This window comes from Bradyrhizobium sp. Mp27 (assembly GCF_029953005.1).
GTDB classification, from domain to species: Bacteria; Pseudomonadota; Alphaproteobacteria; order Rhizobiales; family Xanthobacteraceae; genus Bradyrhizobium; species Bradyrhizobium barranii.
Genome location: NZ_JASAUS010000030.1, coordinates 31206 through 44941 on the forward strand (window position 1 = coordinate 31206; position 13736 = coordinate 44941).

General features: G+C 64.3%; 12 protein-coding genes. 5 read left to right on the forward strand and 7 right to left on the reverse strand.

The window, feature by feature from the left end:
• The first annotated feature begins 165 nt into the window (after positions 1-165).
• Together QJT78_RS17675 and QJT78_RS17680 are read left to right on the forward strand one after the other, a co-directional pair.
• Complete coding sequence (locus QJT78_RS17675; RefSeq protein ID WP_028151267.1) at positions 166-861, forward strand: hemolysin III family protein; 696 nt, start codon at positions 166-168, stop codon at positions 859-861.
• Between the two features lie 97 nt (positions 862-958).
• Positions 959-1753, forward strand: a complete 795-nt coding sequence (locus tag QJT78_RS17680; RefSeq protein WP_028151266.1) for an SDR family oxidoreductase — start codon at positions 959-961, stop codon at positions 1751-1753.
• Between the two features lie 139 nt (positions 1754-1892).
• Here the strand turns inward: QJT78_RS17680 and QJT78_RS17685 are convergent, their stop codons facing one another.
• Positions 1893-2354, reverse strand: coding sequence for a MarR family transcriptional regulator (locus QJT78_RS17685; RefSeq protein WP_038953529.1), 462 nt, complete (start codon positions 2352-2354; stop codon positions 1893-1895).
• A gap of 75 nt (positions 2355-2429) precedes the next feature.
• On the opposite strand from QJT78_RS17685, the gene QJT78_RS17690 reads away from it, so the two are divergent.
• Positions 2430-3206, forward strand: coding sequence for a glucose 1-dehydrogenase (locus QJT78_RS17690; RefSeq protein WP_028151265.1), 777 nt, complete (start codon positions 2430-2432; stop codon positions 3204-3206).
• A gap of 110 nt (positions 3207-3316) precedes the next feature.
• Here QJT78_RS17690 and mdlC read toward each other — a convergent pair whose 3' ends face one another.
• The 4 genes from mdlC to QJT78_RS17710 all read right to left on the reverse strand — a co-directional run bounded on the left by mdlC (position 3317) and on the right by QJT78_RS17710 (position 8253).
• On the reverse strand, positions 3317-4939 hold the full coding sequence (mdlC, locus tag QJT78_RS17695; RefSeq protein ID WP_038942959.1) for a benzoylformate decarboxylase: 1623 nt from the start codon (positions 4937-4939) through the stop codon (positions 3317-3319).
• A gap of 171 nt (positions 4940-5110) precedes the next feature.
• Positions 5111-5962 (reverse strand): MaoC family dehydratase N-terminal domain-containing protein, encoded by an 852-nt coding sequence (locus QJT78_RS17700; protein ID WP_028151264.1) that lies wholly within the window; start codon positions 5960-5962, stop codon positions 5111-5113.
• 14 nt (positions 5963-5976) lie between these two features.
• Entirely contained in the window at positions 5977-7074 is a 1098-nt protein-coding gene (locus QJT78_RS17705; RefSeq protein WP_028151263.1) for a CaiB/BaiF CoA-transferase family protein, read from the reverse strand.
• A gap of 9 nt (positions 7075-7083) precedes the next feature.
• Positions 7084-8253 (reverse strand): acyl-CoA dehydrogenase family protein, encoded by a 1170-nt coding sequence (locus QJT78_RS17710; RefSeq protein WP_028151262.1) that lies wholly within the window; start codon positions 8251-8253, stop codon positions 7084-7086.
• Between the two features lie 125 nt (positions 8254-8378).
• On the opposite strand from QJT78_RS17710, the gene QJT78_RS17715 reads away from it, so the two are divergent.
• Positions 8379-9299, forward strand: coding sequence for a LysR substrate-binding domain-containing protein (locus QJT78_RS17715; protein WP_028151261.1), 921 nt, complete (start codon positions 8379-8381; stop codon positions 9297-9299).
• 294 nt (positions 9300-9593) lie between these two features.
• Here the strand turns inward: QJT78_RS17715 and QJT78_RS17720 are convergent, their stop codons facing one another.
• Complete coding sequence (locus QJT78_RS17720; protein ID WP_028151260.1) at positions 9594-10868, reverse strand: cytochrome P450; 1275 nt, start codon at positions 10866-10868, stop codon at positions 9594-9596.
• Between the two features lie 54 nt (positions 10869-10922).
• Positions 10923-12188: a cytochrome P450 gene (locus QJT78_RS17725; protein WP_028151259.1), complete on the reverse strand. Its 1266-nt coding sequence runs from the start codon at positions 12186-12188 to the stop codon at positions 10923-10925.
• Positions 12189-12587: 399 nt separating this feature from the next.
• On the opposite strand from QJT78_RS17725, the gene QJT78_RS17730 reads away from it, so the two are divergent.
• Positions 12588-13733: a YjgN family protein gene (locus tag QJT78_RS17730; RefSeq protein ID WP_028151258.1), complete on the forward strand. Its 1146-nt coding sequence runs from the start codon at positions 12588-12590 to the stop codon at positions 13731-13733.
• Positions 13734-13736 lie beyond the last annotated feature (3 nt).

A 13736-nucleotide genomic window follows, 5' to 3' on the forward strand; every position in this document is an offset into this window, starting at 1 on the left:
CCCGGGCGGGCGGAATTGTGAGACTGTTCACAAAAGTGGCATTCGCGTGAGGAAAATCAAGCTTCATACTTCCACCGCCTTTATCGGCAAATCAGTCGTTTGAACGACGCGCCGATCTCGAAAGACCCCTACAAGAGGGCATTGCCTGAGTCCTTGCGGATTGCCATGACCGTCTTCCAGCTGAAACAGCTCGCATCCACCTCCGTGCACGCCGCGGCCGACGCGATCGGCTGGAACTACGACCGTGCCGAATTGATCGCGGACGGCGTGATCCACGCGATCGGCGTGTTCTGCGGCATCGTCGCCGCCACGGTCCTGGTGGTGCTGACGGCGGTTTATGCCGACGCCACCAACATCGTGGGGGTTTCGATCTATGTCGCCGGCCTGCTCTCGATGCTGGTGCTGTCGGCGACCTATAATCTCTGGCCGGTCTCGCCGGCAAAATGGCTGCTGCGGCGGTTCGACCATTGCGCGATCTATCTGCTGATCGCGGCGACCTATACGCCGTTCATCCTCGAGGTGAGGGACAGTGTGTTCGCGCTGGTGCTGCTCGGCGGCGTCTGGTGCGTCGCGATCCTCGGGATCGTGCTGAAACTTCTCTACCCCGGCCGGTTCGACCGCGTCGCGGTCGGCATCTATCTGGCGATGGGCTGGAGCGGCGTGATGGTCTACGACGCCGTGGTCAAGGCGCTACCTGCGCTGGTGCTGGGCTTCATCCTTGCGGGCGGCCTGCTCTACAGCTTTGGCGTGATCTTCCATGCCTGGCGGCGGCTGCGCTTCCAGAATGCGATCTGGCACGGCTTTGTCTTGGCCGGCGCGGCGTGCCATTATACCGCGGTGCTCGACCTCGTGTTGAGCTGAGCAAGATCCGCGAAGCGGAATTAGCGAAGCGGTATAAGATGGCGAAGCGCTATCCGAAAAGAGAAGCGCTACAACAAGACAAAAGAGGAGACGTCGCATGCAGGTGACCGGCAAGGTCGTGGTCGTCACGGGCGGCGCAAACGGCATCGGCAAGGCGCTGTGCGAGGCCTTCCACAAGGCGGGTGCCGCCAAGGTTGTCGTCGCGGACATGGACGCCGCCAATGCTAGAGCCGTCGCCGCCACGGTGGATGGAGCGGCCTTCAGATGCGACGTCGCGCAGGAAAAAGAGATCGCCCACGTCATCGAGGAGACCGAGCGGCAGTTCGGGCCGATCGAACTGTTCTGCTCCAATGCCGGCATCGGCGGCGGCTTCGATCCGATGTCGGTCAATGCCGGCGGCGCCTCCGACGAGCCGTGGCAGCGGAGCTGGGCGATCCATGTCATGGCCCATGTCTATGCGGCGCGGTATCTCATTCCCCGTATGAAGGCGCGCGGCGGCGGCTATTTCCTCAATACGATCTCGGCCGCGGGCCTGCTGTCGCAGGTCGGAAGCCCCGCTTACTCCACGACCAAGCACGCCGCGGTGGGTTTTGCCGAGAATCTCGCGATCTCGCACAAGGCGGACAATATCAAGGTCTCGATCCTCTGCCCGCAGGGCGTTGACACCAACATGCTGCGCTCGATCCCCAAGGGCCCGCAATCCGGCGACGGCGACCTTACGCCGGAGCAGGTGGCGAAAGACGTGCTCGCCGGCCTCGAGCAGGAGACGTTCCTGATCCTGCCGCACCCGCAGGTGCTCGGCTACATGCGCAAGAAGACCGAGAATTACGACCGCTGGATCGGCGGCATGGCCAAGATCCAGGCGAAGATGCGGGAGGAGTTCGGGAAGTAGGGTAGGCTAGTGCCACCCGCACCGCTGTCATTCCCCGCGGAAGCGGGGAATCCAGTACGCCGCGGCCTATCGAGGAATCACAGCCGTCTCTGGAATACTGGATCGCCCGCCTTCGCGGGCGATGACACCGAGAGCGGGGCTACGCCGCCGACTCCCCCTCACCCTCCATCCGGCTCTGCCGCAGCGCCCGCGCATAGAGCATCATGCCCTCGCGCACCGTGCGCTGCTCGGCCTCCGTCAGCGCGGCCAACGCGCCGCGCACCTGCTGGCGGCCGAACGCGTGCAGCGCCTCCAGCGTGCGCCGGCCCTTCGCCGTCAGCGACAGGAGCTTGCTGCGCGCATCGGCCTCATCAGGCGTCTCCCGCAGCTCGCCGCAATCGACCAGCTTGCGCACCATACGGCTGACGCTGGATTTCTCCAGCCGCAGGAAATCGCCGAGCTCGCCCGAATTCATCGGGCCGCGGATCCCGATCTCCAGGATCGTGTGCACCGCCGAGGGCGGATAATCCGAGGCCGCCACTGTCGCATCCATGAAGCCGAGCTCACGCACCATCAACCGCGAGGCGGCGCGGATGTCGTCGATCAACGCAAGCTCGGCCATCTTGACTCCCGGTATATAGTTGTATCATACAACTATATACGCGCAACGTCGCGCGCAAGCGTTTTGGAGTGAGCCATGAGCGGAATTTTGCCGGCCGGGATGCGGATGAGGGGCCAGGTCTGCCTCGTCACGGGCGGCGGCAGCGGCATCGGCCGCGCCACGGCGCTGCGGATGGCAACCGAGGGCGCCGAGGCGATTGTCGTTGCGGGACGGCGCGAAGCCGAAATCGAGGACACCGCCGCAGCGTGCCGGGAGCTCGGCGCTGACGCGATCGCGATCCAGACCGACATCACGCGAGAGGATGACGTCGAATGTCTGGTTCGCACGGCGGTCCAGCGCTGCGGTCGGCTCGATGTCGCCTTCAACAATGCCGGATTCCAGGAGCGCCGCGCGCCGCTGGAAGAGCAGGGCACGGAGATCTACGACACGGTGTTCGACACCAATGTCCGTGCGCTGTTTCTGTGCCTGCGCCATCAATTGCCAGCGATGCTGGCGCAGGGGCGCGGCAGCATCGTCGTCAACGCCTCCGTCAGCGGCGTGCGCAATCCCAATCCCGGCTTCTCGCTCTACTCGGCCTCGAAGGCCGCCGCGATCTCGCTGACACGCTCGGCCGCGATGGAGAATGCCCCGCGCGGCATCCGCATCAACGCGATCGCGCCGGGCCGGGTCGTCACCGACATGATGCTGCGCGCCGGCGTCGGCGATGTCGCGACCGTCAGTGCGGGCCTGCCGCTGCGGCGGATGGGGAGCCCGGAGGAAGTGGCGGAGGCCGTGGTGTGGCTGTCGTCCGACGCGTCATCCTATGTCGTCGGGCACGTGCTCGCCGCCGACGGGGGATTCCTGGCGTCGTGATGTCGTAGTCGTAGTTCGTAGCCCGGATGGAGCGCAGCGTAATCCGGGGCCGACTCGCTTGTGGCACGATTCCCGGATTTCGCTTCGCTCCATCCGGGCTACGCGCCCCCCTAATGCTTCTGCCCGTACAACACCGGCACAGCTGAATCCACGACGACCTCGACGAGGCTCGTCCCCTCGAACGCCATTCCGCGCTTGAGCGCCTCGCCCAGCTCCGCGGCCTTGCTCACCCGCACCGCATGGCACCCCATGCCTTCGGCGAGCCTGACGAAATCGATCCCCGGCAGTTCCAATCCCGGCACGTTCCTCACCTGCATCACCTGGCTGAACGAGCGCATTGCGCCGTAGCCGGAATTGTTGATGACGACGATGGTCAGCGGCAGCTTTCGTTGCGCGGCGGTCCACAGCGCCTGGATCGAATACATCGCCGAGCCGTCGCCGATCAGGCACACCGTCCGTTGCTTCGGCTTGCCGAGCGCCATGCCGACCGCGGCGGGCAGGGAATAGCCGAGGCCGCCGCTCGCCATGGTGTAGAAACTGTCCTGGCCGCGCATCGGCATGAACTTCTGCATCGCCGGCCGGTGCGAGGGCACTTCCTCGACGAGTGACGCGTCGTCCGGCATCGCCTGCGACAGCGAGTGCAACAGGAATTCAACTGGCAGCGGATCGGCGGCTTGCGGCGCCGGCGGCAGCGTGCGGCCCCTTGGCGTCGCGCGTTTGCTCTCCGGCAGCAGGTCGAGCAGCAGGCTAAGTGCCGGCTTCATGGTCGCGATGATGCTGGTGCCGACGGGCGTTACCGCTGCCGCATCCGGATCGTCGGTGATCTGGAAGATTGTCGCGCCGCCGTCGAAAATCGCGGCATGGCCCTCGACATGGAAGGTGAACACCGGCGCGCCGACTACGACGACGAGATCGTGCTCGCGCAGCGCGTCGGACAGTTGCGCCGGCGAGGCGTGCAGGAAGCCTGCGAACTGCGGATGACGCTCGGGGAACGAGCAGCGCGCGGAGAACGGGCTGACCCAGACGCTGGCCTTGGCCTTCTCGGCGACGCGCACCATCAAATCGACCGCTCCGGCGCGGTCGACGCCGGGGCCGACCACGAGGGCGGGATTCTTGGCTGAGCCGAGCGCGGCGACCAGCGCCTTCATAGCATCAGCCTCAGGCCCGATCTCGCGGCTGACCTTGCGCGATTCGACCGGCGCGCAGGCATGCGTCCAGTCGTCGATCGGGATCGACACGAAGGTCGGCCCGCAGGGCGGCTGCATCGCGGTGTAATAGGCCCGCGCGATCGCGGCCGGAACGTCCTCGGGCCGCGCCGGCTCGACGCTGTATTTGACGTAAGGCCGCGGGAATTCCGAGGCGCGCTCGGCATAGAGGAACGCCTGCAAGGGCAGGATCGAGCGCGCCTGCTGGCCCGCGGTAATCACGAGCGGCGTCTGGTTGCGGTGCGCGGTGTAGATATTGCCGAGCGCGTTGCCGACGCCGGCCGCCGAGTGCAGATTGACGAAACCCGCATTGCGCGTCGCCTGCGCGTAACCATCGGCCATGCCGACGGCGGAGGCTTCCTGCAACGCCAGCACATAGTCGATATCGTCGGGCCAGTCGCTCAGGAACGGCAGTTCGGTCGAGCCGGGATTGCCGAACACCCTGTCGATGCCCAGCGAGCGCAGTAGGTCCAGCGTCGCCTGCTTCACGGTGACGGACTTGCTGCCGCTCTTTCCGTTCTTGGCCATGGTTTCCGTCCCTGTTGTTGATTGCCGCCACCAGCCTCACCCGTCATTGCGAGCGAAGCGAAGCAATCCGGACTGGGCCTCTGCGGTGACAGTCTGGATTGCTTCGTCGCTTCACTGCAAAATTGCTCCGCAATTTTGTCACGAGCTCCTCGCAATGACGAGGAGAGAGCGTCACCACACCGCCGTGCCCTTCATCGTCGGCTGCCCTTCCGCATTCGCGGTCCACAGCTCCATACCCGTGTCGGTGTCGTTGGCGTTGATGGAGAACTCGGTGCCCTCGAACAGCGGCTGAAGGCCGCGATACGAAAACTTCTTCGGCGCCTTGCCATCGCGCAGCTTCGCCGCCATCTCCACGATCAGTGCCGCCTGCAGCGGCCCGTGGAAGATCAGGCCCGGATAACCCTCGACCTTCGTGACGTAGTCGCGGTCGTAATGGATACGGTGGCCGTTGAAGGTCAGGGCGGAATAACGAAACAGCAGCACGGGATCGGACACATGCGTCTCGCGGTGCTGCGCCTTGGGCGGCGGGGGCGGGGCCTTGGCGCCGGCGGGCGCGCTGCTCGTCATCTCGCGATAGACGATGTCCTGCCGCTCGCGGATGGCTGTGCCCCGCGGCGAGGAGATGCTGTGCTCGACCGAGACGAAGCACAGCGTGCCCGTCGAGCCGGTCTTCACCTGGACATCGGCGATGCGCGAGGTCCGCGTTGATTCATCGCCGACGCGCAGCGGCTGCAGGAACTCGATCTCGCCGCCGGCCCACATCCGGCGCGGCAACGGTACCGGCGGCAGGAAGCCGCCGCGGGTCGGATGGCCGTCGGGTCCTAGCATCGACATTGGAAACACCGGCTGCGCCAGGCACCAGTGCACCGTGAACGGCGCGGCGTCACCCTTTTTGGGCTCGCCGACCTCCTGGAACAGCGTCGCGCGCAGGCCCTTCACGAGCTGCGCGGTGACGATGTCGGTGGCCTCGGTGCTGCGGCCGATCCATTGCCGCAAGTGATCGATGTCGAGCTTCTCGGTCATGACGCCTCGCTCTGTTACTTCTTGGGGCGTTCGCCGATGGCGGGCACAGCGCCGTAAGCGCGCGTCTCGCCGACGATGATCGGTGCCGGCGCGGGATAGCTGACGCGCCCGTTCGGCGTGTCGACTTCAATGCGGCGCAGATGCGGATGATTGGTGAGGTCGGCCATGGTGTTGACCTCGGCAAACGCGATGTCGGCGTCCGACAGCCGCTTCAACAGCTCGTCGCGCGTCATCTTGCCGAAAATATCTGCGACCGTCGTGTCGGTGAAGTCGCGGTTGCGCACGCGCTCGACCATGTTGGCGACGCGCGGATCGGCCGGCAGGTCGGGTTGGTCGAGCACCTTGACGCACAGCGTCTTCCACTCGCGCTCGCTCTGGATCGAGATCAGGATGTCCTTGCCGTCCTTCGAGGTGAACACGCCGTAGGGCGCGATCGATGGATGGCGGAGGCCCATCCGCTTCGGCGGATTGCCGGCTTCGGAATTGAGCAGCGGCACGGTGCACCAGTCCGCCATCACGTCGAACATGGAGATGCGGATGTCACAGCCCTTGCCGGTACGCCCGCGTGCGATCAGCGCTTCCAGGATCGCCGCATGCGCAGTGGCGCCGGTCGCGACGTCGACGATCGACATGCCGACCCGCGAGGCTCCATCAGGGTTGCCGGTGATCGAGGCAAGGCCGCTCTCGGCCTGGATCAGCAGATCATAGGCCTTGCGGTGCGCGTAGGGACCTTCGTCGCCATAGCCCGTGATCGTGCACGAGATCAGCTTTGGATAGTCCTTCAGCAGGCGCTCGCGCGAAAAGCCGAGCTTGTCCATCGAGCCCGGCTTGAGGTTCTGGATCAGCACGTCCGCGCTCGCGATCAGCTTCTCGAGCTCGGCGCAGCCTTCTTTCGTTGCGAGATCGACCACCGCCGATTGCTTGCCGCGGTTGAGCCAGACGAAATAGCTGCTCTGGCCCTTGGCCGCCGCGTCATAGCCGCGGGCGAAATCGCCCTCGGGCCGTTCGATCTTGATCACTTCCGCGCCGGCGTCTGCCAGCCGCGACGAGCAGAACGGCGCCGCGACGGCCTGCTCAACCGCAATCACCCTGATCCCGTCCAATGCTCCCATGGCGCGACCTCAGTACGAGCGGGGCATGCCGAGCACGTGCTCGGCGACGTAGGACAGCACCAGATTGGTCGAGATCGGCGCCACCTGGTAGAGCCGCGTCTCGCGGAATTTGCGCTCGACGTCGTACTCCTCGGCGAAGCCGAAACCGCCATGGGTCTGGATGCAGGCATTGGCTGCTTCCCAGGACGCATCGGCCGCCAGCATCTTGGCCATGTTGGCCTCCGCGCCGCAGTCGAGCCCGGCTTCGTATTTGCGCGTCGCTTCCTTCACCATCAGCTCGGCCGCGCACATCGAGGCGTAGGCCTTGGCGATCGGGAACTGGATGCCTTGATTTTGGCCGATCGGCCGGCCGAACACCGCGCGCTCCTTGGCGTAGTTCGTGGCCTTGGCGATGAACCATTTTGCATCGCCGACGCATTCGGCGGCGATCAGGATGCGCTCGGCATTCATGCCGGAGAGGATGTAGCGGAACCCCTTGCCTTCCTCGCCGATCAGATTCTCCGCCGGCACCTTCATGTCGGTAAAGAACACTTCGGTGGTGGCGTGGTTCATCATGGTGCGGATCGGGCGAATCTCGAGGCCGTTGTTCTTGGCTTCGCACATGTCGACGATGAACACCGAGAGCCCGTCCGTGCGCTTCTTGCTCTGCTCCTTCGGCGTGGTGCGAGCCAGCAGCACCATCAGGTCGGAATGCTCGGCGCGGCTGGTCCAGATCTTCTGGCCGTTGACGATGTAGCTGTCGTTGCCTTCCTTGCGCGCAAACGTCTTCAGCGAGGAGGTGTCGGTGCCGCTGGTCGGCTCGGTGACGCCGAATGCCTGAAGCCGCAATTCGCCGCTTGCGATCTTCGGCAGATATTTTGCCTTCTGCTCGTCATTGCCGTGCCGCAGCACGGTGCCCATCGTGTACATCTGGGCATGGCAGCCGCCGCCGTTGCAGCCGGCACGCTGGATCTCTTCGAGGATCGCAGCCGCCGCGGACAGCTTCAGGCCCGCGCCGCCATATTCCTCGGGGATCAGCACCGAGAGGTAACCGGCCTGCGTCAGCGCATCGACGAAGGCCTTGGGATAGGCCATCTCACGGTCGAGCTTGCGCCAGTATTCGCCGGGAAACTGCGCGCAGAGCTTTGCGACGGCCTCGCGGATATCGGCGTGATCTTCGGTGTGGTGTTGTTCACTCATAGCGTTTTCCATCGATAGCGGCAGTCAAGATAACGCCGGCCGATCCCCTGGCGTTGTGAAAACATCGCCAGCCCCCTATGCTCATTTGCTATAGCGTATGAAGTAGCCTTCCAGGATTGGCAAGCATGGATTTCCGGCAGCTCAGGACCTTCAGTTGCGTGGCGGAGCTCGGCAGCCTCTCCAAGGCCTCCGACACGTTGCGCGTGGCGCAGCCGGCTCTGAGCCGGCAGATCAAGCTGCTGGAACACGAGCTGCGCACCGAATTGTTCACCCGCAATGGCCGCGGCATGGTGCTGACGGAAGCCGGCCGTCTCCTGCTGGCGCGCACCTCCGGCATCGTGCGGCAGATCGACCAGATCCGCGACGATATCCAGTCGACCAAGGGGCCGCCGTCCGGCCAGGTCGTGCTCGGCCTGGTTCCGACCGTGAGCTGCGTGCTGTCGGCGCGCTTCGCGCGGCGCTGCGTCGAAAAATTTCCCGGTATTTCGCTGCGCATCGTCGAGAGCTACAGCGGCCATCTCGTCGAATGGCTGCATCGCGGCGAGATGGATCTGGCCATTCTCTACGGCCGCTCCGCCGATCTGCATCTCAACGTGGAGAGCCTCGGCCGCGACAACATCGTCGCGGTTGGTCCGCGCGGCTGCGGCCTCGCGCGCAAGAAGAGCGTTGATGTCGGCTGGCTGCTGCGCCAGCGGCTGGTGCTGCCCAGTCACTCTCACGGTCTCCGCGCGCTGATCGAGCACGCGGCCGCCCAGCGCAAGATCAAGCTCAACGTCCAGCTCGAGGCGGATTCGTTCCGCGTGCTGACGAGCCTCGTCGAGGAAGGTCTCGGCTTCGCGCTGCTCCCGCCCTCGTCGGTCCACGGCGAGGTCGCCGACGGACGGCTGGAGACCGCGCCCGTATCCAAGCCGATGACGCGCGAGCTCATTTTCGCCTCTCCGATCGACCGTCCGGCCTCGACGGCATCCTTGGCCGTCACGACGCTTTTGCGCGAGGAAGTCGCGGCCTGCCGCAAGGAAGGCCTGTGGGACATCAAGTTGAGTTGAGCGCCGGTACCGAATTCTCAGGAGGATTTAGGCCACAAGCCCGCAGCTGGCCCTTCGCATCTTGAGCGAGCTGTCATGCCAGAATTTTATAGCTGGGGCGCGCTCCTCGAGCGTTAGGAGTACACTCTTCGCCCTACACTCGGTGTCATCGCCCGCGAAGGCGGGCGATCCAGTATTCCAGAGGCGGCGCGGCTAGAATCGAGGAGCCGCGGCGTACTGGATGCCCCGCCTGCGCGGGGCATGACAGCAGAGATTGGCGAGGCCGCTTGCCTTAAGGTAGTCCCTAGAGCACGCCTACCCGGGAATCCTCACCGGCAACGACTCATACCCCTTGATGAAGCTCGAATAGATCCGCTTCGGCTCGCCGACCACCTCGATCCGGTCGAAGCGCTTCAGCATCTCCTCCCAGACGATCCGCAGCTGCAACTCGGCGAGGCGCATGCCGACGCAGCGGTGGATGCCGAAGCCGAACGAGAGATGGGTGCGCGGCCGCGGGCGGTCGATGATGAAGTCGTTCGGCTTCTCGAACATCTCCTCGTCGCGGTTGCCCGAGACGTACCACATCACGACGCGGTCACCCTTCTTGATATGCTTGCCGCCGATTTCGGTGTCCTGTAGCGCGGTGCGCCGCATATGCGCCAGCGGCGTCTGCCAGCGGATCACCTCGGGCACCATGGAGTCGATCAGCTCTGGATTGGCGCGCAGCTTGTCGAACTGGTCCGGGTTCTCGCTCAGCGCCAGCACCGAGCCGCTCATGGTGTTGCGCGTGGTGTCGTTGCCGCCGACGATGAGCAGGATAATGTTGCCCATGAGATTGTCGGGGTCCATGAAACGCGTCGCGTCGTTATGCGCCATCAGCGATAGCAAATCGTTGCGCGGCGCGGAGTTGACGCGCTCGTTCCAGAGCTTGGACATGTAGGCGTAGCATTCGTCCATCTCGCGGCGGCGCTCTTCGGCGGAGGCGACGATGCCGCTCTTGGGCAGCGCGGTTGCGACATCGGACCAGCGCGTCAACTTGCGCCGCTCGTCCCAGGGGAAGTCGAACAGGGTTGCCAGCATCTGCGTCGTCAGCTCGATCGAGACGCGCTCGACGAAATTGAAGGTCTCGTTGCGCGGCAGGTTGTCGAGCACGGTCTGCGAGCGCTGGCGGATCAGTTTTGCCAGCTCGTCCAGATGCGTCGGCGTGAACATCGGCGACACCGTCTTGCGCTGCGCCGAGTGCTGCGGCTGGTCCATCGCGATGAAGCTCGGCCAGTCATAGCCCTGCGGCACGTCGCGGATCCCGATGCCGCCGAGCGTCGAGTCCGAGGAGAAGATGCCGTGACTGGTGTCGACATGCATGATGTCGTTGTACTTCACCACCGACCAGTACGGCTCGATCGGCGCATTGGTGCAGTAATGCACCGGCTCTTCCTTGCGCAGCCGCTCGAACCACGGCCACAAGGTGTGGTCCTGGAACAGCCTGGGTGCGCCGGGGTGGAATTGCGCCAGCGGCGTCGCATAGGCCTCCTCGCGGGCCCTGCGCATGCGTTCGGCGTTGTCGGTTTTGACCGGAGTCTGGATGTTCATGGTAGTAGCTCCAGTGTTTCTCTTTCTCCCCGCAAGCGGGGAGAGGGAGTGATCTCACGCCGTGATCTTCACCGGCAAGGTTTCAAGTCCCTTTACGAAACTCGAATAGACCCGTTTTGGTTCGCCGACCACGTCGATATGGTCGAAGCGCTTGAGGATCTCTTCCCAGATAATCTTGAGCTGAAGTTCGGCAAGCCGCAAGCCGACGCAACGGTGAATGCCGAAGCCGAAGGACAGATGCGTGCGCGGGCGGGCGCGGTCGATGATGAAATCGTAGGGCTTTTCGATCGCTTCCTCGTCGCGGTTGCCCGAGACGTACCACATCACGACCTTGTCACCTTGCTTGATCTGCTTGCCGCGGAACTCGAAGTCGGCAAGCGCCGTGCGCCGCATATGCGCCAGTGGCGTCTGCCAGCGGATCACCTCCGGCACGAAACTGTCGAGCAGGCCGGGGTTCTCGCGCAGCTTGCGATACTGCTCCGGATGCTGGCTCAGCGCGTAGATCGATCCCGACATCGTGTTGCGGGTGGTGTCGTTGCCGCCGACGATCAAAAGGATGAGATTGCCGAGGAAGTTTTTTGCATCCATGTCGCGCGTCGCGGCGCCATGCGCCATCATCGACAGCAGGTCGCTCTTCGGCGGCTGCTCGATGCGTTCCTTCCACAGTCGCGCGAAATAGCCCGCGCATTCCGTCAGCTCGGCCTGCCGTTCGTCTTCGGTGGCGACGAGGCCGTCCGGCCCGGGAATGGTGGTGGCGATATCAGACCAGCGCGTCAGCTTGCGGCGGTCCTCCCAGGGAAAGTCGAACAGCACCGCGAGCATCTGCGTGGTGAGCTCGATCGAGACCTTGTCGACCCAGTCGAACACCTCGCCGCGCGGCAGATTGTCGAGGCACTCGGCGGAGCGCTCGCGGATGCTGAGCGCGAGATTGTCCAGATGCGTCGGGGTGAACATCGGCGCCACGGTCTTGCGCTGCGCCGCGTGGCGTGGCGGATCCATCGAGATGAAACTCTCGCGGCGCAGGTCCGGGTCGATGTCGCGGATCGTGATGCCGCCGAGCGCGGAGGCCGAGGAGAACACCGAATGGTTGGTCTCGATCTCCATGATGTCGCTGTAGCGCGTCACTGACCAGTACGGCCCGAACATCGAGTCCTTGCAATAGTGCACGGGATCTTCGCGGCGCAGCCGATCGAAATACGGCCAGAACGTATCCGTCCTGAACAACTCGGGATCGCCCGGATCGAACTGCTCCAGCGGCAGTGACGTGGCGCGCGCGCGTAGCTCGTCGAGCTTCGCCGCGCTCTCGATGGTCCCATGCATGACCGCTCTCCCTGACATGAACCGCGCGTTCTCGTTGAATTCTGCGCTGCGGTATTTGATTTGCAATTACAGCCGGTTGTCTGCGTCGGAGCAAGGGAGACTTTTGCCACATCCAACCTTTGCGAGAGGTGGCTAGATGCGTAGCCCGGATGGAGCGGAGCGAAATCCGGGATTCGGGCCGCCATTGGCGCTGTCCCGGATTGCGCTCCGCTCCATCCGGGCTACGCATCAGCAATCGTCACGCAGATGTGTCAACGTGATCTCCCGCACCCCCGCGCCTGCGGAATCATGCGAGAAATCGAGGTAAATCGAACCCAGCCATCTTGGGGATCGACCAAATCTCTGATCTATAGTTTGACCGTATCAGGTCCGCACCCCGAGGTTGCCGCCGTGAACGACATGCAATGGGCCCCCATCGGCTCCGAACCCTTACCCCCGCCGCTGCCGCCCACGCGGGTCGACTTCACCGGCAACCGCTCCGAGTTCCGCAAAATGGTCACCAAGGGTGCCATGCTTGAGCTCGTCACCTTCGGCTTCTACCGGTTCTGGCTGGTCACCGACATCCGCCGTCATTTGTGGACGAACACCGCGGTCGACGGCGATGCCGCCGAATACACCGGCCGGGCCAAGGAGCTGCTGGTCGGCTTCCTGTTCGCGCTCGCGATCCTGGTGCCGATCTACCTCGCTTATTTTCTCATCGGCATCGAGTTCGAGCGCTGGCAGGGCTTTGCCTCGACGCCGCTGTTCATCAGCTTCTATGCCTTCGGCCAGTTCGCGATTTTTCGCGCGCGGCGCTATCGCCTGACGCGCACGGTCTGGCGCGGCGTCCGGTTCTGGATGGACGGTTCGGGCTGGGCCTATTCGTTCCGCGCCATGGCGTGGGGCCTGCTGGTGTTCCTCACCCTCGGCCTGGCGCTGCCCTGGCGCGAGGCGTCGCTCGAACGCTACAAGATGCGGCACACCCATTACGGCGATCTCTCCGGCGACTTCGAAGGCGACGGCTGGACCTTCTTCAAGCGCGGCTGGTGGCTGTGGCTCTTGAGCCCGATCGCACTCGTGATCTTCCCGCTCGCCCCGTTCTTCTATGCCGAGTTCAAGGCACGTGAATGGCGCTGGTGGCTCGATGGCATCCGCATCGGCGGTGTCAGCCTGTCCTCGGAGTTGCCGCACAACGCGTTCTACGGCCTGTACTGGAAAGTGATCGGCTGGTGGATGCTGCTTTCGACCATTTTCGCCGCCTATATGGGCGGTGGCGCCTTACTCGTCGTCCAGCTGAGCGGCGTTCCGGCTGATCAGGTCTTCGGCTCCGGAAATGCCGGCAAGAGCATCCCGATGCTGATCATGATGGTCATCGGCTATTTCGCCGTGGCGCTAGCGATCAACATCGTCATGCGGGTCTATCTGCAGCGCGATCTCTGGGCCAAGGTTCTGGAAACCGTCGAGGTGCACAACATCGGAGCCGCGGCGGATGTGCGCGGCAGCGGTGAGCTTGCCAGCGCGCTCGGCGAAGGTTTTGCCGATGGGCTCGATGTCGCGGGATTCTGATTT